Raw genomic sequence first — 22,910 nt, 5'->3', positions numbered from 1 at the left:
CCGCACCGCCAGCGAAAGGTGCCTCGTGGCCGTCACCCGGAACCTCAGCACCGTCCTCGTCCGCTCGGGCCTGGACCGGCTCGTCTCCCGGACGTGGCGGGGCCTGCTCATCCTGAACTACCACCGGATCGGCACGCCCGCGCCCGGTGCGGACCCGGACCTCTACAGCTGCGGCACCGAGGACTTCGAGCGCCAGCTCGACCTGCTCGCGGAGCGGTTCGAGATCGTCCCGGCGGGCTCGGCCGACCTCACCGCCACCCGGCCGGCCCGGCGGATCGCGATCACCGTCGACGACGGGTACGCCGACCAGCTCGGGGCGGCCAGGGCGCTGGCCGCCCGGGGCCTGCCCGGGACGTTCTTCGTGTGCACGGGTTTCGTCGACGAGCCGCACCACGCCTGGTGGGACGAGATCGCCGGCCTGCTCGAGGGGCCGCTGCCCGCCGCGCTGCCGGCCTCGCCCTGGGGCGAGGCGATCACCCTCGCCGGGCGGGAGCGGCAGGAGGTCCGCCGGCAGGTCAACGGCCTGTACAAGCAGCGGGCGGCGGACCGCGGCGAGGAGTTCCTGGACTGGCTCGCGGCCGCGGTCGGGCGGGCCCGCCCGGACCGGGCTTCGGCGGCGAAGGACTGGATGAGCTGGGACGACGTCCGCACGATCCGTGACCTCGGGATGGAGATCGGGGCGCACACCGTGAGCCATCCGGTGCTCGCCACCCTCGACGAGGAGCGCCAGCGTGCCGAGATCGCCGGCTCCGTGGAGCGGCTGGAGGAGGAGGTCGGCGGGATCGACCTGTTCAGCTACCCGGTCGGGGCGCGCTCCAGCTTCGACGCCGTCACGACCCGGCTGGCGACCGAGATCGGCATCCGCCGCTCCTTCAGCTTCTACGGCGGCACCAACGATGGTGGCTGCTGCGCGCACGACGTCCGCCGCGCGGGGGTGTTCCTGCCGCACACGCCGGAGGTCGTCGTGGCGATGGCGACCGTGCCCGGCGTGCTCGCCTCCCCGGCCCGGCACGCCTGAGGGGAGCCGCCGGGGGCTGTGCCAGACTCCCGACGTGGCGATCCTCTGCTACCACTCCGTCGCGTGCGGGTGGGACGATCCGGTCTCCGTCGAGCCGGAGGACTTCGAGCGCCAGTGCCGGAGGCTCGCCCGGTCCGGGCGGGTCGTCCCGCTGAGCGCGATGCTGGACCGGCTGGAGAGCGGGCGCGAGATCCCGGCCCGCCGGACCGTCCTCACCTTCGACGACGGGTTCGCCGACTACGCGCACTTCGCCGTGCCGATCATGCGGCGCTACGGCCTGCCCGCGGCGATGTACCTGGTGGCGGGGTCGCTGACGCCCGAGGGCGTTCCGGTGAACTGGATCACCGGTCTGCCGGCCGAGCAGGCGCCGCCGCTGCTCACCGTCGAGGAGATCAAGGACCTCCGGGCACAGGGCTGGGAGTTCGGCAGCCACACCATGAGGCACGCGGACCTGCGCACCCTGGGCGAGGAGGAGTGCTACCGCGATCTGAAGGAGAGCCGGGAGATCATCTCCGACCTGCTCTCCGAGTCGTGCGACGTGCTGGCCTACCCCTTCGGCCGGCACAGCGAGCACGTCCGGCGGGCGGCGCGGAAGGCCGGCTACCGGATCGCGCTCGCCCTGCCCGAGGAGCCCGAGGAACGGGGGCCCTTCGCGGTGTCCCGCACCGGGATCTACCGGGGCAACGGAGGCCTGACGTTCGAGGCGAAGATCAACCCGGCCTATGCCGCGGTACGCCGGCTCCGGCAGCGGCTGGCCGCCTGACCGGCCGGCCGGCCCGCCCCGGCACGCGGGCGGCCCGTCGCGCGTTCAGCGGGAGGACGACCGGTCCGGACCCGAGGAGCGTGAGGATGGGACGAGTTCGAGCACTCGCCGTGGCCGCGGCGGCCTGGCGACCGCACGCGGCGCTGGCCGCCGCCGTGCTGGCGGCGCCGCTGGTGGCCGGCCGGCGCACCCGGCGGGCCGGGCTGGTGACGGTGGGGCTGGCCGCGTCCGCACTGGTCCCCGCGGTGCGCCGGACCGTCGGCCGCCCGGTCCCCGGTCCGGCCGGGCTCACGGTCCTCTCCGCCAACGTGCTCGCCGGGCGGGCGGACACCGGAGCGCTCGCCGCCCTGATCGCCCGCGAGCGGCCCGATCTCGTCGTGCTGCCGGAGGCCGGGCACGACTTCGCCGCCAAGCTGGTCCCGCTGCTCGACGGCTACCGGTACTGGTCGTCCACGCCGGTCGGGCAGCCGGACGGGCCGTCGGTGGTCCTCCTCGCCGCCGACCCGGAGGTCGCGGCGACGCCGCTGGCCGGGGTCCGCGGGCTGCGCGCGACCGGCGGGCCGCTCGCGGGCCGCGCGCTGTACGCCGTGCATCCCGAGGCGCCGATGGGCGCGCGGCTCACCGGCCGCTGGCTCGCCGAGATGGCCCACCTGCGGCGCTGGGGCGCGGAGGGGTCGCTGATCGCCGGTGACCTCAACGCCACGCTCGACCATAGGGAGCTGCGCACAGGTCTGCGGGACGCGGGCGCGCTCGCCGGACGCGGGCTCGTCGGCACCTTCCCGGCCCGGTTGCCGCGGGCCCTGGGCATCCCGATCGACCACGTCCTCGTCCCCCGGGGCACCGCCGTGACCCGCTACGAGATCGTCGACCTCCCCGGCACGGACCACCGCGCCGTCCTGGCGGGGCTGCGGGTCCCGGTGACCGACCGGGGCCGTCGTCATCCGCCCGCCGGCCCGGTCGAGGGGGCCCCTATCCGGCGGAGGCGACCGGAACGCCCATCCCGCTGAAGAACTCGACCAGGCCCCGCGGGGAGTCGTCGGCGAAGCACAGGTCGAGGCCCCGGGCGGACTGCCGGGCCGCCTCGGCGGCGCGCGGGAACATCGCCGCCTCGTACTGCCCCAGCGCGGCCTCGACGTCGTCCCCGTGCTCGGCCAGGGCCAGTGCCAGCTCGCAGGCGTCCCGCATCGCGGCGTTCGCGCCCTCGCCGGCGAACGGCGACATGAGATGGGCCGCGTCTCCGACCAGGGTCACTCCGGGGACCCGCGGCCACGCGTGACCGATGGGGAGGGCGTAGATCCGGTGGGCCGTGATCTCGTCGTCGCAGTGGCGGATCAGGTCCGTCAGCGTCGGGCTCCAGTCCGCGAACTCCGTGAGCAGGGCCGTGCGGGTGGCGTCCGGGTCCGACCAGTCGACGCCGCGGGTGTCGAGCCAGTCCTCGGGGGTGCGCAGCATGGCGCCGAGGTGGAGGTCGCGGCCGCCGTGCCCGCCGATGTTCTTGTTGTCCGACAGGGCGAACAGGCTCCCGGTACCGACGAGTGCGGCGGAGGCGGGCACCGTGGCCGGCGCGTCGGGGAGGTGGAGCTCGACGTAGCTGATCCCGGCGTAGGCGGGGATGGCGTCGGAGAGCAGCGGACGGACCCGGGACCACGCGCCGTCGGCCCCGACCAGCACGTCGGTGGCCTCCCGCGAGCCGTCGGCGAAGGCGAGCTCGTACCGCCCGTCGTCCCGGCGCCGGGCTTCGCGGAGCTTGCGGCCCCACACGACCCGCCCGGGATCGAGCGACTCCAGCAGCAGGGTGCGCAGGTCGCCGCGGTCGATCTCCGGCCGGCCCCCGTTGCCCTCGGCGCCCTGGTCGAGGAACACGGTGCCCGCCTTGTCCATCACCCGCATGGCCTCCGCCTGCGGCCGGACGAGCCGGAGGAACCGCTCGTGCAGCCCCGCCTCGCGCAGCGCGAGCTGCCCGGACTCGACGTGCAGGTCGAGCAGGCCGCCCTGGCGCCGGGCGGCGGCGGAGGCGTCGAGCTCGTGGACGGTGGACGCGATGCCGTGCTGCTGCAGGATCCGCGCGAGCACGAGCCCGGCGGGCCCGCCTCCGACGACGGCGATGGATGGGGTCATGGCGCACCTCGGGTTGGGACGTGTACGGCGTACGTGACTGGACGTGTACACCGTATTCCTCCCGTAGGATGCCCGCAACACACCCGAGGAGTGCCGCGTTGTCCGTCGATCCGCCGCCTGTCATCTGGGCCCGTCTGTCCGGCCAGGGCCGTGGCCCGGTGCGCACCCTCGACCACCGGGCCATCACGGCGGCGGCGGTCGCCCTGGCCGACGCCGAGGGCGTCGACGCGGTGTCGATGCGGAAGGTCGCCGGCCGGCTGGATTCCAGCCCGATGGCGCTCTACCGGCACGTCGGCAACAAGGACGACCTGACCGAGCTCATGTACGACGCGGTGTTGGGTGAGCTGGACCTGACCGCCATGCCGTCGGGGAGCTGGCGCGCGGATGTCGCCGGGCTGGCCCGGGAGATGCGTCGGCTCCACCATGCCCATCCCTGGATCACTCGCTTCGGCCACCGCCCGACGTTGGGCCCTCACGCGAGACGGTTCCTGGAGACCGGCTTGGCGTGTGTGGACGGCCTGGGCCTCGACATCGACGCGATGCTGGACCTGTTGTCCACCGCCCTGCAGTTCACCCGCGGTTTCGTCGCGCAGGAGCTGGGGGAGGCCGAGGCGCAACGCCGTACCGGCCTGGACCTGGCGGGCTATCAACGTCACACCGGCCCGTACATCGCGCAGCTCCTGGAGGAGGGCCGCTATCCGTATTTCCGGCGGCTGATCGTGGAGGCGGAGGATTTCCCGGATCCGGACGTGGTGTTCGAGCGGAGGTTGGGGATGGTGCTGGACGGGTTGGCGGCGGGGATCGCGCGGGAGTCCTGACCCCGGTGGCCGGCTCGCCGCCCCCTTCGGACGCTCGTGGAGGCAGAGTCCTCAGAGGAGCCGACGGTCGTCCCGGACCTGGCGGAAGTAGTAGGCGGTCTCTGCGGCCCGCCGCTTCTCGATCGCCTGCTCGTAGACCACCCACTGCTCGGTCGTCCGGGGGCCGCGGGGCTGGTCGTGGTGCCGCGTGGCGGCGAGCACTGCCTCGGCGGCGGCGCTCCCGATCAGCGACGTGAAGACGGTCTCGACGATCTTCTCGAGGAGCGGGGCGTGGGTGACGAACGCGGCGATCGGGCCGCCGATCACGGAGCTGAGCAGGGTCACGACGCCGACCCGGATGACCGCCCCGAGCAGCGGGCGGCGGTTGGTGAGAGCGCTGTCGCGATCCACCGCGGCCTGGGCCTTCTCCGTCGCCAGCATCGTCTCGAGGTTGTCGATCCGGAGCTCGGCCTCCTGTTGCTGGGCGGCCGTCCGGTCCGCGAAGGCACCGACCATCCGGCGGAGGGTTTCCACCGCGTCGGTGGCCGCCCGCAGGGCAGTGTCGTCTCGGAGCCGGGCCTCGGGGTTGTCCTCGATCGGTGCCCCGGGATCGTCGGGGCAGGAGACGTAGAGCGCGGCGAGGTCGTCGAGGGCCTCCTCCATCTCGCCCAGGTCGCCGATCTCCCCGAGCTGTGCGGCGACGACGTCGGCGACCTCCCCGGCGATGGCCTGCGCGAACCGGTCCGCGACCGGCTCCGGGCCGGGGGGAGAGTTCGCGGCTCGGTCACCGGGACGCGCGGCCACGCATCAGAACGGCGGGGCGTCCTGATCGGGTTCGGTGCCCGGGGCGTCTGCGTCGGGTGGTTCCCGGCCCGTGGTGTGGGGGCGGTAGTCGTAGGGGCGGCTGGTGTGGCCGTGGCCGGTGGGCGTGATCCAGGTGACCGATCCGTCGGTGTGCCCCAGGACTTCCCAGCCCTGTTGTTCCTTGAGCAGGTTGTGCAGTTTGCAGTGCAGGGTGATGTTCTGTTCGGAGGTCTCCCCGCCGTCGGCCCAGCGGACCGGGTGGTCGAGCTCGGCGTCGACCGCGCGGCGCCTGCAGATCGGCATGCGGCACACCTGGTCGCGGGCACGCACGAAGTCCGCCAGCGCTTTCGGCGGCCGGTAGGTGGTGCGACCGTGGTCGAGCAGGGCACCGGAGAGCGGGTCGGTGACGAGGCGGCGCCACACCCCGTCGAGCGCGGCCTCGCGGGCCAGGTCGGCGGGGATGGGGCCGTAGCCCATGAGGTGTCCGGGCTGCTCCGACGCCCCGGTGAGGGTGTCGAGCCCGACGACGACCTGGACCTGCGTCGACGCGACCGGGCCTGCCGCCCCGTCGCCGTCGAGCGTGAGGCGGCCGAGGAGGAGGTCGGCGACGAGGTCCGCACGGCGCTGGTCGAGCGAGCGCTCGTCCTCCATCGCGCGGGCGAGCTCCGAGAGCCGGTGCCAGATCCGCTCCGCCTCGGTGGCGGGCAGGGCGGCGCGCAGGGCGGCCATCCCCTCGTCCTCCGGGCGGATCTCGACGAGCCGCCGGCGCCGGGCCTCCTCGTGTCGCCGGTTGGCGCCCTCGGGATCGGCCCGCATGATCGCTTCCCGCACCGCGGCCCGCAGCTGCGCGTACGTCTGCTCGCCCGCCCCGGGCAGCACGATCGCCTCGACCGCACGGGCGACATCGTCCGGCAGGCCGAGGGTGAGGTCGTGGATGATCCGCGCTCGGTAGCCGTCGATCCGGCCCTTCTCGAATGCGCGGAGCGTGGCGGGCAGCAGCTTCTCGAGACGGGCTGCTTCCATGAGCGTGTTCTTCGCGGTGAGCCGGGACATTCCGAGCACGAGCCCGAGTTCGTCGGGTACCCAGCGTGAGGTGGGGAAGACCATCGGGGTGTCGTCGTTGCTCGAGATTCCGGGTTCGTCGCCGGGTCGGCGGCGTTGTAGTTCTGCGACGAGCCGGGTGCGGTGGGCAGCGTGGATCCGGCTGAGCCGTTCCTGTTCGACGATGGCCTCGATCAGCGCCTTGTCGTCCATATCGGAGTGATCAGGAGCGATCTCCCGGACGAGCTTCTCGAGGGCCTTCTCGAGACCTCCGAGCCGCCGGACCTCGCCGTGCAAGGAGTCGACCACGACCTCCACACGAGGCGCGTACGTCTCGTAGGCGGAGGGGGTGAACATGTGTTCGATGATACCCCGCCGGGGCATCATCGACAACCTGAAAACCCCTGGCGGACAGGGGTTTCTGCCGTTGCCCACTCTGTGTGGCGAGGCGTTGATGCAGCCTTGCTCCCCAAGCTAGAAGAGCCCGACCTCCGCCCGGACGGTCTCGACGCGGTCCATCGCAACGTCCGGATGGACCGTGAAGGCCTGCCGTGCCTGGGCGAGCCGGGTGATGAACTCGAGGATCCCGGCATGATCCCGCCGCGACTCGTCGCAGAGCTGTATCAGGGTGAGCGCGAAGAGCGCGAAGGTGGACCAGGAGCTGAACTGCTCCGCGACGGTGTGGTCCGCACTGTCGCGCAAGGCCTTGGCCGCACCGCGGACCTCGGCGATGTCGCGCAGGAGGGCGTCGTCGCCCAGGTCGTGTCCCTCGTCGGAGTCGGCCCACCGCAGCACGCGGGCCAGCTCCTCGTTCGTGACCGGCACCGTCCGGAGGGCCTTGGCCGTGGAGATGGTCCGCCGGCTCAGCTCGGCCAGGACCATCCGTCGCGCCGCCGCTTCCAGCGTGATCGGAACTCCCAGTCCGTACAGCGAGCGGGCCGCACGCAGCAGGTCGCGCGGAAGTCCGCCCGACACGACGTGGCACAGTGCGGAGAACCTCTGGGGCATGGCGACGACCCGGCTCCGGAGGAGTTCGCGCGACTCGTCGAAGGTGAAGTACCGGAGCGCCACGACCTCGTCGAATGCGCTGTCGAAAGCCGTCCGGAAGGGTGTCCCGCGGCGCTCGAAGTCCTCCATCGCATCCTCGGAGATGGATACCAGGTAGAAGCAGTTCGGCACGCCGAAGATCGCCTTCAGATCCTCGACGAAGTCGACGGCCCGTTCGGCCGAGACCTTGTCGAGCTCGTCGACCGCGATGACTATCCGATAGGTCTGGCCGACCTCCTCCAGGAGCTCCCGGAACATCCGGACGATTTCGGGCCTGGTCCAGGGTTGTGCGGTGCGCGTCTCGGACGAGGTGTCCGTGACATCGTGCGAGAGGGGCAGGTACGTTCCGAGATTCACGCCGAAGCGCGAGGCGTTCGAGCGCGACCACGCCATCTGGAAGCCGATCGCATCCAGGAGCTCTTGGGCTCGGGCCGGCAGGTCGGGGAGGTCCGACCCGATCGCAAGTGACCTGTCGATGTCCTCGGCGGAGCTGGCGAATGCCCAGCCCTCGCGCTTCGAGGCAGGAACGATCACGGCGAGGCCCGCCACGCCGAGAGCGATCCCCATCGCGCCCAGTGCGAGGCGCACGTCGAGCGGGCGCAGCCAGGTCGGAACGGCCGGGGCCCCCAGTTGCGGACCGAGGTCGTGGAGGATCGCCAGCGCGGGTCCGGCCAGGGCTGCCACGAAGGCGATTGCTCCCAGGAAGGAGAACAGCCGCGCGGCGGCGTCGAGACGCCGGAACGGCACTTCCTGGCCGGGTCGCTTGAACGCGTACAACTCGCGCAGCGGCGTGGTGACGGCACGGCGCAGGGCACCGAAGACGACCGCGAACGTGCCGACGGCCAGAATCGTCGGGGCGTACGGCGCCAGCGTCGGCGACACCGTGGCGCCGGGAGCCGGCCCGCCCGCCGTGTTGCCGAGCAGGGCCAGACAGTAGACGACGAGCGTGGACGCGGCGAGTATTCCTGCTGCTCTGCCGATCAGCCGTCCGATGTACCGACGCGTCCAGGAGTCGTCCCCTCCGCGGGGGTGGCCGCGCGGGCCGTCCGAACCGGAGAGACCGATCACCGCACGACCGAAGGTCGAGGCGAGGTGGAGCAGGAACTCGCGGGTGTCGTAGGCGACGGGCGCGCTGATGAGGAGCGGAAGCGTCGGCGGTCCGTCCGCTCCGGGTGCCTTGCACACGGCCGTCAAGAGCGTGGTCTTGCCGCATCCGCGCGGTCCGGCCAGGCCGATTGCGGCCGTGCTGAACTGGTCGATCATGCCGGTGACGCGCTCGAACGCCGCAGAGTTCAGCTCGAAGTCGGGGGGAAGGAGCTGGTCGAGCCCGCGACCGTCGCCTGATGACAACACCGTCGACACGGCGTCCTCGCCGAGGAGAATGCTCAGCTGTGTGCGGAGCTCCGGCAGGACGCAGCGCTCACGGATGCTGTCGCCGAGGCGGACGAGCGCGTCCTCGTTGCTCGACCTCAGCTCGATGATCGCCCGATCCGTGGCCGCCACATTCCGAGCAGCGGTGACGACGGTGTCGGGAAGCGTGTGGATGGGGGGCACCCTGCGGAAGGCCCGCCGCCACCACGGCAGACCGGAGCCGGGGCCGAACGCCGCCGTCGCGGCCAACCGGAAGAACGTCGAGGTGAACGCGTCGTCCAGTCGCTCCCGAGAGTTGTGGACGGCTCGGAGCTCGGACTGCACCAGTGCCGCCCACCGCCCGCACCGCTGCGACACCAGACGGACCAGGTCCGATCGTGCCTCCTCGCCCGGGACCTGGCCGGCAACCTCTCCCGATCGCACCGCCGCGACCAGCTGCGCGTAGCCGATCTCGAGAACCTCGGTCTCGGAAGGCATCTGATCGGCCCGGTCGATGATCGCCTTCTCCTGTACCAGCGTGTCGAGCGGCACCCCTTCGAAGTCGTACAGGCCGGCCAGGGCTGTGTGGGGATCGTCCCGAACCAGCAACGTCGCGATGGCGCGCCGAACCGCGTCGCCCTGTGCACGGGCCGAGGGGACGTGCGCGATCCAACTCCGCGTGAGACGTGAGTCGGGCGAGGAACGAAGGAGAACACTGACGGATCGAGGGCGCCTCGCATACCAGCGAAAGGGGAAGTACCCCACCAGACACATCGCAAGCAGCGCGACGCTCGGGGGAACGATGACGCCGGACCCGTCCTGGAACGGCCACACCACCACGAAGGTTCCCAGGCAGAAGAGCGCAGTCAGAACCATGACGACGCCCTCGCGGCCGGTGTCGAGATCGATCTGGAACTCGTCCTCGGTCCGGACAGGGGGCACCCAGTTGATGCCGTCCTCGACCGTCCACTCGAGGCCATGCAGGTCGACCACGCCGCGCCGTGCCATGAGTCACTCCAGCCAGGGATTCGCAGACCGACCGCGAGGTGACACCCGCCGTTGGTTGTAGGTCGCTCGGTGAAGCCGGTTCGTAACGCCCCGTCGACGGCCTTCCGGTGAGCTGTTCGCCAACGCCGTTGGCCAGCTCGTGGTCACGACCGACCGCACGATCGCCTTCCAGCGGTCGGCCTTGCCGCCGACGTCGGCGTCGTGGTCGGCGATCGCCTCGCCGTTCGGCCCGGTGGTGCAAACGACGGTGTAGGCGAAGGTGCAGCCCGGGAACGCGCGCGGCCGCGTCGCGCCGGTTGGCGTACTCCTGGTCGGCGGTCCGCGCCGGCTGGGCTGTGCGGACGCTGGTGATCGGTCGAAGGGCCCGCAACGCCACACCGGCCCGTACATCGCGCAGCTCCTGGAGGAGGGCCGTTATCCGTATTTCCGGCGGCTGATCGTGGAGGCGGAGGATTTCCCGGATCCGGACGTGGTGTTCGAACGCCGGTTGGGCATGGTTCTGGACGGCCTGGCGGCCGGGATCGGCGCGACCGACCACCGCAACGGCGGGTCGTGCTGATGGTGCTCGTCGGGCCGGCTAGTAGGCCCCGCGACCCCGCACGACCGCGCCCACGGTCCTCCACAGGATCGTGAGGTCGAGGGCCATCGACCAGTTCTCGACGTAGCGCAGGTCGAGGCGGACCGACTCCTCCCAGGTGAGGTCGCTGCGGCCGCTGACCTGCCAGAGGCCGGTCATGCCCGGCCGGACGAGCAGGCGCCGGCGTGCGGCGTCCTGGTACGTGGCCACCTCGCGGGGGAGCGGTGGGCGGGGGCCGACCAGCGACATCGTGCCGTTGAGGACGTTGATCAGCTGCGGGAGCTCGTCGACGGAGTAGCGGCGCAGGATCTCGCCGATCTTCGTGATCCGCGGGTCGCGGGTCATCTTGAACAGCGGGCCGGCGGCCTCGTTGGCCGCGTCGAGCTCGGCGAGGCGGGCCTCGGCGTCGACCACCATGGACCGGAACTTGATCATCCGGAAGGTTCGGCCGTTGGCGCCCACCCGCTCCTGCCGGAAGAAGACGGGCCCGCCGTCGGCGCGGACGGCGATCGCCACGGCCAGGAAGACCGGTGCGACCAGCAGGAGGAGCAGGGCGGCCACGGTGCGGTCCAGCGCGATCTTCAGCGCGCGGGAGGTGCCGCTGAACCGCGGCCGCGACAGGCGCAGCAACGGCAGGCCGTCGACCGGGGTGATGTGCATCCGGGGACCGGCGATCTCCATGAGCCCGGGCTCCACCGCGAGCTCGGCGTCCGTGCCCTCGAGCGCCCAGGCCAGCCGGTGCAGCCGGCCGGGGCCCCAGCCGGGGGCACGGCAGACGGAGACGACGCGGTAGCCGCGCTCGTGGACGTCCGACGCCACGGAGTCCAGGTCGCCGACGACGGGGACACCTTCGATGTGCGGCGCGCCGCCGGGGCCGGTGCCCGTCGGGGTGCAGACGCCCTCGACCCGCCAGCCGAAGTACGGATCGCGGCGGGTGCGGCGGATCATGTCCGCGACCGCCTCCTCGCTGCCCACCACGAGCACGGAGTGCATTCCGCGGCCCTCGCGCCGCGTCCGGTGCAGCGCCTTGCGGATCGCGAAGCGGCCGGCGGCGACCAGCATGCCGATGAGCGGGACGATGAGGAAGACCCAGATCCGCACCGATGCGACGAGGATCGTCAGCCCACCGAGGCCCAGCACGACCGTGGCGCCGAAGGTGGCGCGGAAGAGGCGGAGGAACTCGGTGCTGCCGTAGCCGAGGGCCCGGCCGTCCCAGGAGCGGGAGAGCGGGAGGGCGAACAGGAGCAGCGCGGCGGCGATGAGGCCGGAGACGAGGTGGGCGCGGTCCGCATCGGGGTTCCCGTCGAGGCCGAGCAGGACGGCGACGGCGGTGGTCACCAGCACGACCGTGACGTCCGTGGCGACGACGATGGTGTGGAGCCGACGCTGCCACTGATGGTCCTGGGTCGCCAGACCCTGCGGCGGACCGGGGAGCGAGATCGACGCCCCCGGTCGGACGGCCGCGGAGCGGCCGGTATCCACATTCGAACTGCTGCTCACAGCGAGACTCCCCCACGGACTCGACGCACAGACGGCAGGGCGCGATTTCCCGGGTGCCGCTGTGCACCTCGTTTTTCGTTCGTCTCCCGTGTCGCGTTACGACAGGTGACGAGTCCGACAGTCGTGGACAGATCCGTCAGGTGGGTCGTGGGAGAAGGGTCCGCGGATTGTGCACCGCTCGTCGAAGAATTGGCACCATTCGCCGTGTCGATGAGCGGTTCACCCGCATTACCGCACCGTTCGCAGACCGATGCCCGCATACCGGGGGACCGAGTTCGCGGCGAGCATCCGGCGCCCGTCGACGAGCAGCGTGTCCGCTCCGTCGAGGAGCTTCGGGAGCTCCTCGTACTGTGCCCACCGGGTGACCAGTACGACCGCCTCCGCGCCCTCGACGGCCTCCGCGAGATCGTGGGTGTGCCGGACGGCTCCCGCGTACGGCGCCAGGACGGACTCGCCGACGACGGGATCGTGGGCCGTGACCTCCGCGCCGGCCTCGACCAGGAGGTCCAGGACCGGGAAGGCGGGGGAGAAACGGACGTCGTCCGTGTCCTGTTTGAAGGCCAGGCCGAGCACCGTGATCCGCCGGCCCTCGAGGGAGCCGAGCTCCCGGCGGACGGCGTCGACGAGCCGGCCCGGGCGGCCCGTGTTGACCTCGGCCACGGCCTGCAGGAGCGGCATGGCGAGTCCCTCGCGGCGGCCCGCGTCGGTCAGTGCGGCCACGTCCTTGGGCAGGCAGCTGCCGCCGTAGCCGCAGCCGGCCTCGTAGAAGGACGCCAGGCCGGCGCGCCCCGGCGCCGGCGAGGTCAGGTAGCGGGAGAGGTGCACGCCGTGCATGACCTCGTGGGCGTCGATGTCGCCGATCTGCTCGGCGAGGTCCGCGATCTCGTTGGAGAAGGAGATCGCGGCGGCCAGCATGGCGTTCGACGCGTACTTGACCAGCTCGGCGGTGCGGGCGTTCGTCTCCAGCACCGGGACGCCCTCGAAGCCCGCGTACAGCTCGCGCAGCGCCGCCAGGGCCACCGCGTCGCCGCCGAGGACGATCCGGTCCGGCTCCAGGAAGTCCGCCACGGCCTGGCCCTCGGTGAGGAACTCCGGGTTGGAGCCGATGCCGAGATCCACCCCGGCCGTGCGGCCCGACGCGGTCTCGACGATGCCCCGGACCAGCGTGTCCGTGGTCCCGGGGACCACCGTGCTCTTGACGACGACGACCGGGGCCTCCGCGCCGGTGTGCTTCCGCAGCGCGGTGCCGATCTCGCGGGCGGCGGCCTCCAGCGCGGTCGTGTCCATGGAGCCGTCCGGCCGCGACGGGGTCCCGACGCAGATGAGCGTGAGCCGGCTCGCGGCGGCCGCTCCGGCCAGGTCCGTCGAGGCCGTCAACAGGCTGCCGACGTGCTTGTCCACCAGCTCGGCCAGGCCCGCCTCGTGCAGCGGGGGCACGCCGGCGTTGATCTCGGCGACCCGCGCCGCGTCCAGGTCGACGCAGACGACCTCGTGGCCCAGCTCGGCCAGCCCGATCCCGGAGACCAGGCCGACGTACCCGCTCCCGACGACGCAGACGCGCATCACTGGGCACTCCCGCCCGGGTTGCCGGCGTACCAGAGCAGGGTGCGGCGCATGCCCTCGCGCAATGCCACCCGCGGCTCGTACCCGAGCTGCGTGCGCGCCTTGGTGATGTCGGGGCAGCGGCGGTTGGGGTTGTCGACGAGGTAGACCGACTCGGCGCTCTCGGCGAAGGTGACCTTGAGGTCGGTGTCGAACAGCTCGGCGCCCAGGTCGATCAGCGTCTCGGCCAGGCCGCGCATGCTGATCTCGGGGTCTTCGGTGCCGACGTTGTACGGCTCACCGGGGCCACCGCGCAGCAGGGCGAGGTAGTAGCCGGTGACGGCGTCGGACACGTAGCAGAAGGTCCGCGTGGGGGTGCCGTCGGAGAGCAGCGCCAGGTCGCGACCCGCGAGGACGTCCCGGCACAGGTCGGCGATCACGCGGCCGTCCGTGATCTTCATTCCGGGCCCGTAGTTGTTGAACGGGCGGGCCATGCGGACGGGCACGCCGTACTGCTGCGCGAAGGTCACGCACAGCGTCTCGCCGTAGCGCTTGGACTCGTCGTAGCAGGCGCGCGGGCCTGTGCAGGAGACGAAGCCGCGGTAGTCCTCGGCGGTCGGGATCGCCCCCGGGTCGGGGTCCCCGTAGATCTCGCTGGAGGAGAAGAACAGGAAGCCCTCGAGCGCCGGGCCGCGTTCGCGGGCGTAGTCCAGCAGGTTGCGCAGGCCCGTGATGTTGGCGTCCATCGTCTCGAGCGGGTGCGCGCGGTAGTAGGTGGGTGAGGCGATCCCGGCCGCGTGGATGACGAAGGCGAACTCGGCGATGTCCTCCGGCAGCGGCTCGCGCAGGTCCTGGGTGCGGACGGTGACGTCGGGGCGGTCCTCCAGGGCGCTGAGCCACTCGGGCACACCGCGGATGTAGCTGTCCCACACCGTGACCGCGATCGGCGGCAGGTCGGGATGGGCGTCGTTCCAGGCGAGCGGCAGCTGCACGAGGTAGTAGCCGAGGAAGCCGGCCCCACCGGTGATCAGCACGCCGCGGCCCGAGATCCGGGCCAGGTCGCCGTCCAGCACCTCGAGCATGGCGGCGAGGTCCTCGGCGCGGACCTGCTCGGCCCGCTGCACCGCCGAGGGATCGTTGACCGTCATCTAGTGCGTTTCCTTCCTGAGGGCGACCCGGGGCTCGGGCTCGAACAGCACCCAGCGCCCGCCCGCCCGTTCGACCTGGGGGAAGCGGTCGCGGACCTCGTCGAGGAGGTCCGGGACGAACAGGACCACGTCGAGCGGCCCCTCGGACAGCAGCGCCACGGGATCGACGATGGGGATCCGGACACCGGGGATACGGCGGCCGTGCTTGGCGGTCGAGGCGTCCCCGATGGCCTCCATCAGGTCCGGTCCGACGCCGGCGACGTTGAGCAGCGGCACGGCCCGGGAGGCGGCGCTGTACCCGACGATCCGGTGGCCTTCGGCCTTCGCGGTCTCGAGCCAGCCGCGCAGGGAGACCGCGCTGGTGCGGGCCTCGGCGTCGAGCCGGCGGACCACGGCGGGATCGAGCACACCGGCCGCGACCTCACGGGCGGTCAGCTCGGCCACGCTCGCGTCCGGGATGCCGGAGCGCCGCGCCGCGAGCAGGACCGTGCCGCCGTAGAGGTCGAATCGCCAGGCGTGGACGACGGTCAGGCCGACCCCGGCCAGCATCCCGGTCATCGCGGGGGTGGAGAGATAGACGGGATGGCCGTGGCGCACCGCGTTCCACTGGCCCATGGCCAGCACGGCCTCGAGCGAGTGGAACTGCACCAGCAGCACCCCGTCGGGGGCGAGCTCGGCGACCCGGCGCTCGAGGGCCTCGCGGGTGTCCGCGTCGTGCATCAGGCCGAAGCAGTCCAGGACGACGTCGGCCGGGCCGGTGGTCTCCCGGATCCCGCGGTCGGCGAGCAGGCCGAGCCAGCTCCCGCCGTGCGGGCTGCCGTGCTCGACGACCGTGCCGCCGGCCGGGAGCAGCCCCGCTGCGGCGACCCCGGCGACGGCGGCCTCGGCCTGCCGGACCAGTGCCAGGGGCTCGACGCCGCGCGGCTCGTCCGGCTCGGTGGGGTCCTCGACGAGCTGGGCGAGACCGCAGTCCGCGCACAGCCAGAGCTGGACCGGGTGGACCGCCTCGACCTCGACCTGGTCGACCGGGGGGAAGTCGTCGCACGCCGGCTGGAGACCGGTGTCCAGCACGATCTCGCCGCGCACGCTCTTGCAGAACCGGCAGGGGGCGGGACTCACGCGTGGACCCCGTGCTCGGCCAGCGCGTGGAACGGGTCCCGGTCCGGGGTGGTCTCCCAGAGCATCCACGGCCGGTTACCGGCCTGGTAGCCGGCCTCCAGGGCGTTGCGTTCCTTCATCGTGTCCGAGGCGCGCCAGAAGCCGCTGTACTGGTACGCGAGGAGCTTGTTCTGTTTGGCCAGGGCCACGCACGCGTCCTCGACGAGATCGCCGTTCACCGGCAGGTGGTCGAAGACCTCGGGGGTGAGGATCAGGTAGCCACCGTTCTCCCACAGGTCCATCTTGGACACCGAGGTGACCGACGTGACCATCCCGTCCGGAGCCACGTCCACGCAGTGGAACGCGGACTGCGGCGGTACGGCGAGAAGTGCGGCGCTGGCACCGCTGGAGCGGAACTTGTCGATCATCAGGTCGAGGGGCAGGTCGGTGAGCACGTCCGAGTAGTTGGCGAGGAACACCTCCTCGTCCTGGACGTACTCGCGGACCCGGCGCAGCCGCTCGCCGATCGCGCTGTCCATTCCGGTGTGGACGAACGTGATCGTCCAGTCCTCGACGTCCGTGCCGTGCATCTCGAGCTCGCCGCGGCGCAGCGTGAAGTCGTTCGACGCGGTCTCGCGGTAGTTGAGGAAGTAGTCCTTGATGTGGTCCGCGCCGTAGCCGAGGCAGAGCACGAAGTCCTTGTGGCCGAAGTGCGCGTAGTAGCGCATCACGTGCCAGATCAGCGGGCGCGGCCCGACGCGGGTCATGGGCTTGGGCAGGTCGGTCACGCCGTCGCGCATGCGCATGCCGTAACCGCCGCAGAACAGGACGACCTTCATGTCAGTCCATCACCTCGAGGGCCGGGATCGGGAAGACGAGCCGTCCGCCCCAGTCACGGACGTACTCCAGCTGGGCCGAGATCTCGGTGCGCAGGTTCCAGGGCAGGACCAACACGTAGTCCGGCCTGTCCTCCGCGATCCGCTCGGGCGCGTGGATCGGGATCCGCGTGCCGGGCGTGAACCTGCCGTGCTTGTAGGGGTTGCGGTCGACCGTGTAGGCGAGCAGGTCCGGCCGGATGCCGCAGTAGTTGAGCAGGGTGTTGCCCTTGCCGGGCGCGCCGTAGGCGACGACGGTCCTGCCGTCCCGTCGGGCGTCGAGCAGGAAACGGAGCAGGTCGTCCCGCACTCGCGAGACCTTCTCGGCGAAGCCGGCGTGGCCCTCGACGGTGTGCAGCCCGGCGGCCGCCTCCTCGGCGAGCACCGCGGCCACCGCCGCGGTGGGCGGGCCGGCGATCTCCGAGCGCTGCGCCCAGAGCCGGATCGAGCCGCCGTGGGTGCCGATCCGCTCGACGTCGACCAGTGTCAGACCGCCGGCCTCGAGCGCCCGCTGGGCGGTCAGCACCGTGTAGTACTGGAAATGCTCGTGGTAGATCGTGTCGAACTGGGTCAGCTCCACCAGCGTGAGCAGGTGCTGGACCTCGATCGACACCCAGCCGTCGTCCTTCACCAGCTCGCGCAGCCCGCGGGTGAAGCCGACGACGTCCGGGATGTGGGCGTAGACGTTGTTCGCGGAGACGAGATCGGCGCGCCCGTGCTCGGCCGCGACCTCGGCACCCGTCTCGGGGCTCAGGAACGCGGTGACGGTCGGGACCCCCTTCTCGCGGGCGGCCTCGCCGACGTTCACCGACGGCTCGACGCCGAGGCAGCGGATGCCGCGGCGGACGACGTGCTGGAGGAGGTAGCCGTCGTTGCTGGCGACCTCGACGACGAACGAGTCCGGACCGAGCCCCAGGCGCTCCACGGCACCGGCGACGAACGCCTCGGCGTGGGCGACGTAGGAGGTGGAGAACGACGAGAAGTAGGCGTACTCGCTGAACGTCGCCTCCGGCGTGATCAGCGGGGGGACCTGGGCGAGCAGGCAGCGCTCGCAGACCCGCACGTGGAGGGGGTAGGTGACCTCCGGGGCGTCCAGCTCGTCCGCGGCGAGGAACAGCTCGCAGGGCGGGGTGGCGCCGAGGTCGACGAACGTCTGCAGCTCGGTTGAGCCACACAGCCGACAGGCGGAGGACACCTGGACCAACTGCGATTCGCCCGTCTCGCCGAATATGGCGGTGTCGGTAGGCGCGAGCATGTGATCACTCCCAGTAGCAGCGGCAGGGCTCCGTCTCCTGGTCGTTCGCCGGGATCGGGGCTCGCGTTACGGTGCTGTCGCAGGTCACGGGCAGGTCACCGAACGGAGTCCCGTGAGCGGGCGGTAGCGCACCCAGAGGAGAGCGTTGGTCGATATGGCCGATTTGCGAGGGCGTCGGGTCCTGGTCACCGGGTCAACGGGATTCGTCGGACGGGCCGTGGTCGCCCGGCTGGTCCGGGAGGAGGCCCTGGTGCACGTCGTGTCCCGGCGTGAGCTGCCGCCCGAGAAGGGTGTGCAGGCGTGGCGGGCCGATCTGACGGACACCGCCGCCGTGCGCCGACTGGTCGCGGGGGCCGCCCCGGAGGCCATCCTGCATCTCGCCGCCCAGACCTCCGCCGCGCGGACCGAGGCCATGATCGCGGACACGTTCACGGCGAACCTGCAGGCGAGCCTCGCCGTCCTGACCGCCGCCATGGGGACGGGCGCGCGGGTGGTGCTCGCCGGGTCCCTCGAGGCGCCCGCCCCGGAGGTGCCGGCGCCGGTCCCGACCTCGCCCTACGCGGCGAGCAAGTGGGCCGCCGCCGGGTACGCCCGGATGTTCACCGCGCTCTTCGGCGTACCGACGGTCGACCTGCGGATCGCGATGGTCTACGGGCCGGCGCAGCCCGACGAGCGCAAGGTGCTGCCCTACTCGGTCCTCGCCCTGCTCGCCGGGACGCCACCGGAGCTCACGGCGGGCACCCGGGAGGTCGACTGGGTCTACGTCGACGACGTGGCCGACGCCGTCCTGGCCGCCGCCGTCGCGCCGGGGGTCGAGGGGCGCTCGTTCGACGTCGGGACCGGGGTCGCCACCACCATCCGCGGGGTCGTGGAGCAGGTGGCGGGGATCGTCGGCAACGGCACCGTGCCCCGTTTCGGCGCCGCGCCGGCCCGCCCGCTCGACGGCACCCTGCGCGCCGACCCCCGCGCCGCCGCCGCCGACCTGGGGTGGCGTGCCCGCGTGGAGCTCGCCGAGGGGCTCCGGCGGACCGTGGAGTTCTACCGAGCGCGTCAGTCCTGAGCGGCGGGACCGGAGAACAGCATCCTGGTGGGGTGGAAGCCCTCCGCGTACCGGTTCCCGGACTGCACGCCGCGGATGCGCAGGAGCCCGCGGAAGGTCTCCTCGTCGAACCACGGCCGGGCCGTCTGGGACGGGTAGTGCGCGTGGAGCAGGGCGATCTTGTCCGCGACGACCTCGGCGGTGAGCGGCCAGAACACCGTCGGCTGGGCGAGGTCGGGCTCGGCCTTGACGATCTCGTAACCGAGGACCAGGTGGTCGCGGAAGACCGTCGGGACCAGTCTCGCGAGACCCCGGTGGTCCTGGTGGTTGTCGTGCTGGGCGGTGGCGAGCACGAGATCGGGCTCGCAGGTCAGGCGGAAGGACTCCAGGGCCTCCTTCGCCCGCTCCCAGCTCGCCGGCAACCGGCCGTCCGGGATGTCGAGGAACGTCATCTCCAGGTCCGCCCCGGGGGAGAACGCGGCGAGGGCCGCCCGCTCCTCACGCTGCCGCACCGGATCGCCACCGCAGAGCACGACCGCCCGGACCCGCAGGCCGGGCCGGGAACGGCACAGGCTCAGCAGGGTGCCGCCGGCGCCGATCCCGATGTCGTCGCAGTGCGCGCCGAGCACCGCGATCTCGTCCAGGGCCTCGGGCTGCACGAGCCGCATCATCGTGGGGTCCCTCCTGAGTGGCCGTCGGTCCGATCATGGTGTCGGGTGCGCCTCCGTGCTGTAACGGCCGGGCCCCCCCGGGGGACCCTGTCAGCATGGAAGCGAACCGAGCCGCGGCCCTGCGGCGCGTCGCCGGGCTGCTCGCCGGGCCCTACCGGGCCTCGCTGCCGCGCACGGCACTGGCCGCCGCGCGGGGCGTCCGGCCGATGATCGTCTCCCCGGGCTTCCGCATCGCGGGCGCCGGCCGGATCTCCGCCGCCGGCCTGGTCAAGCTCGGCACCCGGGACTACGGGTTCACGGACGCCCGGATGGACGGCCTGCTGCGGGTGCGTGGCCGGCTCGAGTTCCGCGGCGGCGCCGAGATCGGGAAGGGTGCGCGCTGGGACGTCGGCCCGGGGGCGACGGTCACCATCGGCGCCGGGACCTACTTCTCCCCGCGGTCCCTGCTGATCGCCAGCATCGGCATCACGGTGGGCGCGGACTGCGCGATCGCCTGGGACGTGCAGATCCTCGACGACGACTTCCACACCCTGGTGGTCGCGGGGGAGCAGCGCCCGAGCACCCTGCCCGTGGAGATCGGCGACCACGTGTGGATCGGCAACCGGTCGCTCGTCCTCAAGGGCGCGAGGATCCCGCGGGGCTGCGTGGTCGCGGCGAACAGTGTGGTCACCGGCCGCTTCGACGAGGAGAACTGCCTGCTCGCCGGCTCGCCCGCGCGGGTGGTGAAGCGGGACGTCGTGTGGGATCCGGCGGCCGACGAGGTCGGCGCCCCGCCGCTCCCGGCCGTGTCCGCGCGCTGAGCGGGCGTCAGGCCCGGCGGAAGAAGATCCCGTCGGCCTGCAGCATGCGTCCTGTCGCGGCGTCGGAGAAGCCGGGCAGGATGCGGAAGAGCTCGAAGCCGTGGCCGTCCGCCCAGGCGAGGGCCTCGGCCTGGTTCCAGCCACCCTCGTAGAGCGCGACGTACGACAGCTCCAGCTGCAGGCCGGCGACGAGCCCGTCCGCCAGGACCCTGGTCGCTCCGTCGAGGACGTGGCGCTCGTAGCCCTGCACGTCGATCTTGAGGAAGGCTCGTCCGCCCGCTCCGACGTGCTGGTCCCACACCTCGTCCAGGGGCTGCTGCTCCACGTCCTCGCTGCGCACGACCTTCGCCTCGGGGGCGGCATCCTCGTGCGCGGGCAGCATCCGCAGGACGGAGGAGGAGGCCGCCCCGTTCGCCGCGACGTGGATCTCCACCCGGGCCGGTTCCGCCCCCAGCGCGAGCTGCTGCACCGACCACCGGGCGTCCTTGGCGGACCTCCGGCGGGCCGCGGCGCAGGCCTCGGCCACGGGTTCGAACGACACGATCCGGCCGGTGAAGCCGAGCCTGCGGAGGTTGGCGCCGTACTGCCCGCTGTTCGCGCCCACGTCGACGACCGTGTCGACACCTTCGTGCCGCAGCCCCTTGACCACCGGGTGCAGGGGGTGGCGGGCCAGTTCGAGGCCGACCGCTTCGAACCGCTGCCGGACCTGCTCGCGAAGATTCACCTGTACTCCCTCGTGATGATCTAGGTCGCGGTTACGGTGACGCGACGTGACCTTTCTGAGACCATGCTTGACCCGTTCGGCCCATCGATCACCCGGTCGGCGTTCCAGCACCGCACTCCGGCGCGGAGCACGGACCGGTCGGCGTCGAAAGGCAACCTCCGTCCTCAGATTTCCGCCGCCGGAACGCGACGCCGCTTAGCTTCTCGGCTCGTGCGCTCCCCACGCCGTCGTTCCGCCCTGCCGCCGCTCGCCGCAGGTGCCTCCGTCGTTGCCGTCGTCGCGGTGGCTCTCGGGCTGCTGGGCTCCGCCCCCGGCCCGGGTGAACAGGTCGACACGACCCTGAGCGCCCAGAGCCACCGGATGCGAGCCCCCTCCGTCCCGGAGGTCGCTCCGGCCGCGGGCCCCGAGGTCCGGGTGGCCGCCAGCGGTTCGGCGAGGGGCACGGTCAGGGACTGGCGACGGGCAGCCGAGCGCGCGCGGGCGGCTGCCGCCGCGCCCACCGCGGGAACGCCCGTACCCGGCAGTCCCGTACCCACCAGTCCCGCACCCGGCAAACCGACCTCCGGCCCGGCGCCGACCGGTACGGCCCCGACCGGTACCGCCCCGACCCCTGACGCCCCGCCGGTCGTCACCCCACCGGTACGGGACCCGAACGCCGCCACCGCGGACATCCGCGCCTACGGGGCGAAGTGCGACGGCGTCGCGAACGACCGTGACGCCCTGCAGGCCGCGATCACCGACATGAGCGCCAAGCACGGCGTCGTGACGGTGTCCGGCAACTGCCGGATCCTCACCACGGACGCCACACCGGGGATCACACTCGCCACGGCCGTCACGATCCGTGGGACGACCCCGGGGGCCACGCTGGGCCTCGACGCCGACAAGATCACGTCCTTCCGGCAGATGTTCGGGGTGACCGGCGACGACGTGACCCTCCAGGACCTCACGCTCGCCCGGCGGACGGGCGTCTACGGAGTCATGATCAACCTCTACGGATCGCGCGGCTTCACCATGGACGGCGTGGTGATCGACGGTCGCCGCGACGTCTTCTCGGGCCAGACCTTCCACGGCATCGCCATCTGGGGTGCCCTCGGCAACGCGAAGATGCTCGGCTCCACGATCCGGAACACGGACTACGGGCTCTTCCAGGACAGTGGGGTCCGCACCACCACGGACGGGTTCACCGTCGACCGCTCGACCTTCACCGGCAACGTCCTCGACGATCTCGAGTTCAACGCCCCCAACGGGCGCATGGTCGACATCACGGTCACGGGGTCGACGTTCTCGGCGAACCGGGCGGACCGGATAGGCGCCGGCTTCGGTGTCGGGCTGGCGAACGTCCAGAACGCCCGCATCCAGGGCAACACGTTCGACGGCTACGCCTACGAGCCCGTGCACATCGAGGACCGCTCCGCGTTCGTCACGGTGGCGGACAACATCTTCCGCAACTCGTTCACCGCGGGGCTGGACTGGGCGTCCCACGTCTGGGTGGCCGACGCCTCGCACGACATCACCGTCACGGGGAACACCTTCGACACCTCGGGCAACGGCAACCGGATCGACTGCGTCTGGGTCGGGCCGGGCGGGAACCACCCGACCGTGACGAACGTGACCATCACGGGCAACACGTTCCGCCTGCGGCCCACCGCGCGGACCGTCGGGAACTACGGTGCCACGGGGGTCACGGAGAGCGGCAACACCGTCGTGACGCTGGCCTGACCCCGGGCAGCCGCCG

At 72.2% G+C, this 22,910-nt stretch carries 20 protein-coding genes; 8 read left to right on the top strand and 12 right to left on the bottom strand.

Annotated elements, in window-relative coordinates; genetic code table 11:
- Nucleotides 1-25: 25 nt before the first annotated feature.
- The 3 genes from ABD324_RS23200 to ABD324_RS23190 all read left to right on the top strand — a co-directional run bounded on the left by ABD324_RS23200 (nucleotide 26) and on the right by ABD324_RS23190 (nucleotide 2,788).
- Nucleotides 26-1,018 (top strand): polysaccharide deacetylase family protein, encoded by a 993-nt coding sequence (locus ABD324_RS23200; RefSeq protein WP_344420814.1) that lies wholly within the window; start codon nucleotides 26-28, stop codon nucleotides 1,016-1,018.
- 34 nt (nucleotides 1,019-1,052) lie between these two features.
- The gene (locus tag ABD324_RS23195) at nucleotides 1,053-1,781 is read left to right on the top strand and encodes a polysaccharide deacetylase family protein (protein WP_344420811.1); all 729 of its coding nucleotides are present in this window, start codon (nucleotides 1,053-1,055) and stop codon (nucleotides 1,779-1,781) included.
- An 86-nt stretch (nucleotides 1,782-1,867) separates the two neighbouring features.
- Nucleotides 1,868-2,788 carry an endonuclease/exonuclease/phosphatase family protein gene (locus tag ABD324_RS23190; protein ID WP_344420808.1) on the top strand — a complete coding sequence of 307 codons (921 nt, stop codon included), beginning with the start codon at nucleotides 1,868-1,870 and terminating at the stop codon, nucleotides 2,786-2,788.
- On the opposite strand, the gene ABD324_RS23185 is transcribed toward ABD324_RS23190, so the two are convergent.
- Nucleotides 2,751-3,899: an FAD-dependent oxidoreductase gene (locus ABD324_RS23185; RefSeq protein WP_344420805.1), complete on the bottom strand. Its 1,149-nt coding sequence runs from the start codon at nucleotides 3,897-3,899 to the stop codon at nucleotides 2,751-2,753. The two genes, ABD324_RS23190 and ABD324_RS23185, sit on opposite strands and share 38 nt — an antisense overlap.
- A 98-nt stretch (nucleotides 3,900-3,997) precedes the next feature.
- Between ABD324_RS23185 and ABD324_RS23180 the strand changes: the two genes are divergently transcribed.
- Nucleotides 3,998-4,717 carry a TetR/AcrR family transcriptional regulator C-terminal domain-containing protein gene (locus ABD324_RS23180; RefSeq protein ID WP_344420802.1) on the top strand — a complete coding sequence of 240 codons (720 nt, stop codon included), beginning with the start codon at nucleotides 3,998-4,000 and terminating at the stop codon, nucleotides 4,715-4,717.
- Between the two features lie 51 nt (nucleotides 4,718-4,768).
- Here the strand turns inward: ABD324_RS23180 and ABD324_RS23175 are convergent, their stop codons facing one another.
- From ABD324_RS23175 to ABD324_RS23165, 3 genes are all read right to left on the bottom strand, one after another.
- Nucleotides 4,769-5,500, bottom strand: coding sequence for a hypothetical protein (locus tag ABD324_RS23175; protein WP_344420799.1), 732 nt, complete (start codon nucleotides 5,498-5,500; stop codon nucleotides 4,769-4,771).
- A gap of 3 nt (nucleotides 5,501-5,503) precedes the next feature.
- On the bottom strand, nucleotides 5,504-6,898 hold the full coding sequence (locus ABD324_RS23170; protein ID WP_344420796.1) for an HNH endonuclease signature motif containing protein: 1,395 nt from the start codon (nucleotides 6,896-6,898) through the stop codon (nucleotides 5,504-5,506).
- A gap of 117 nt (nucleotides 6,899-7,015) precedes the next feature.
- On the bottom strand, nucleotides 7,016-9,946 hold the full coding sequence (locus ABD324_RS23165; RefSeq protein ID WP_344420793.1) for a P-loop NTPase fold protein: 2,931 nt from the start codon (nucleotides 9,944-9,946) through the stop codon (nucleotides 7,016-7,018).
- 259 nt (nucleotides 9,947-10,205) lie between these two features.
- Between ABD324_RS23165 and ABD324_RS23160 the strand changes: the two genes are divergently transcribed.
- Nucleotides 10,206-10,505 carry a TetR/AcrR family transcriptional regulator C-terminal domain-containing protein gene (locus tag ABD324_RS23160; RefSeq protein ID WP_344420790.1) on the top strand — a complete coding sequence of 100 codons (300 nt, stop codon included), beginning with the start codon at nucleotides 10,206-10,208 and terminating at the stop codon, nucleotides 10,503-10,505.
- Nucleotides 10,506-10,523: 18 nt separating this feature from the next.
- Here ABD324_RS23160 and ABD324_RS23155 read toward each other — a convergent pair whose 3' ends face one another.
- From ABD324_RS23155 to ABD324_RS23130, 6 genes are all read right to left on the bottom strand, one after another.
- Complete coding sequence (locus tag ABD324_RS23155) at nucleotides 10,524-12,023, bottom strand: sugar transferase (protein WP_344420787.1); 1,500 nt, start codon at nucleotides 12,021-12,023, stop codon at nucleotides 10,524-10,526.
- 228 nt (nucleotides 12,024-12,251) lie between these two features.
- Nucleotides 12,252-13,586 carry a UDP-glucose dehydrogenase family protein gene (locus ABD324_RS23150; RefSeq protein WP_344420784.1) on the bottom strand — a complete coding sequence of 445 codons (1,335 nt, stop codon included), beginning with the start codon at nucleotides 13,584-13,586 and terminating at the stop codon, nucleotides 12,252-12,254.
- Nucleotides 13,586-14,713: an NAD-dependent epimerase/dehydratase family protein gene (locus ABD324_RS23145; RefSeq protein ID WP_344420781.1), complete on the bottom strand. Its 1,128-nt coding sequence runs from the start codon at nucleotides 14,711-14,713 to the stop codon at nucleotides 13,586-13,588. Before ABD324_RS23145 ends, ABD324_RS23150 begins: the two co-directional genes overlap by 1 nt.
- Nucleotides 14,714-15,832 (bottom strand): methyltransferase C-terminal domain-containing protein, encoded by a 1,119-nt coding sequence (locus tag ABD324_RS23140; protein WP_344420778.1) that lies wholly within the window; start codon nucleotides 15,830-15,832, stop codon nucleotides 14,714-14,716.
- On the bottom strand, nucleotides 15,829-16,650 hold the full coding sequence (locus tag ABD324_RS23135) for a glycosyltransferase family protein (protein WP_344420776.1): 822 nt from the start codon (nucleotides 16,648-16,650) through the stop codon (nucleotides 15,829-15,831). Before ABD324_RS23135 ends, ABD324_RS23140 begins: the two co-directional genes overlap by 4 nt.
- A 1-nt stretch (nucleotide 16,651) precedes the next feature.
- Nucleotides 16,652-17,881 carry a methyltransferase domain-containing protein gene (locus ABD324_RS23130; protein ID WP_425565885.1) on the bottom strand — a complete coding sequence of 410 codons (1,230 nt, stop codon included), beginning with the start codon at nucleotides 17,879-17,881 and terminating at the stop codon, nucleotides 16,652-16,654.
- 214 nt (nucleotides 17,882-18,095) lie between these two features.
- On the opposite strand from ABD324_RS23130, the gene ABD324_RS23125 reads away from it, so the two are divergent.
- Nucleotides 18,096-19,001 carry an NAD-dependent epimerase/dehydratase family protein gene (locus tag ABD324_RS23125; protein ID WP_344420773.1) on the top strand — a complete coding sequence of 302 codons (906 nt, stop codon included), beginning with the start codon at nucleotides 18,096-18,098 and terminating at the stop codon, nucleotides 18,999-19,001.
- On the opposite strand, the gene ABD324_RS23120 is transcribed toward ABD324_RS23125, so the two are convergent.
- Nucleotides 18,992-19,651 carry a PIG-L deacetylase family protein gene (locus ABD324_RS23120; RefSeq protein ID WP_425565884.1) on the bottom strand — a complete coding sequence of 220 codons (660 nt, stop codon included), beginning with the start codon at nucleotides 19,649-19,651 and terminating at the stop codon, nucleotides 18,992-18,994. The two genes, ABD324_RS23125 and ABD324_RS23120, sit on opposite strands and share 10 nt — an antisense overlap.
- A gap of 95 nt (nucleotides 19,652-19,746) precedes the next feature.
- Between ABD324_RS23120 and ABD324_RS23115 the strand changes: the two genes are divergently transcribed.
- A complete protein-coding gene (locus tag ABD324_RS23115; protein WP_344420770.1) occupies nucleotides 19,747-20,451 on the top strand; it encodes an acyltransferase in 705 nt (234 codons plus the stop codon).
- Nucleotides 20,452-20,458: 7 nt separating this feature from the next.
- Here ABD324_RS23115 and ABD324_RS23110 read toward each other — a convergent pair whose 3' ends face one another.
- Complete coding sequence (locus ABD324_RS23110; protein ID WP_344420767.1) at nucleotides 20,459-21,175, bottom strand: FkbM family methyltransferase; 717 nt, start codon at nucleotides 21,173-21,175, stop codon at nucleotides 20,459-20,461.
- Nucleotides 21,176-21,385: 210 nt separating this feature from the next.
- On the opposite strand from ABD324_RS23110, the gene ABD324_RS23105 reads away from it, so the two are divergent.
- Nucleotides 21,386-22,894, top strand: a complete 1,509-nt coding sequence (locus tag ABD324_RS23105) for a right-handed parallel beta-helix repeat-containing protein (protein WP_344420764.1) — start codon at nucleotides 21,386-21,388, stop codon at nucleotides 22,892-22,894.
- The last annotated feature ends 16 nt before the right edge of the window (nucleotides 22,895-22,910 follow it).

Origin of the sequence: Pseudonocardia ailaonensis (assembly GCF_039531635.1) — a bacterium.
GTDB lineage: Bacteria > Actinomycetota > Actinomycetes > Mycobacteriales > Pseudonocardiaceae > Pseudonocardia > Pseudonocardia ailaonensis.
This window is presented reverse-complemented; position numbering and strand designations above follow the sequence as displayed.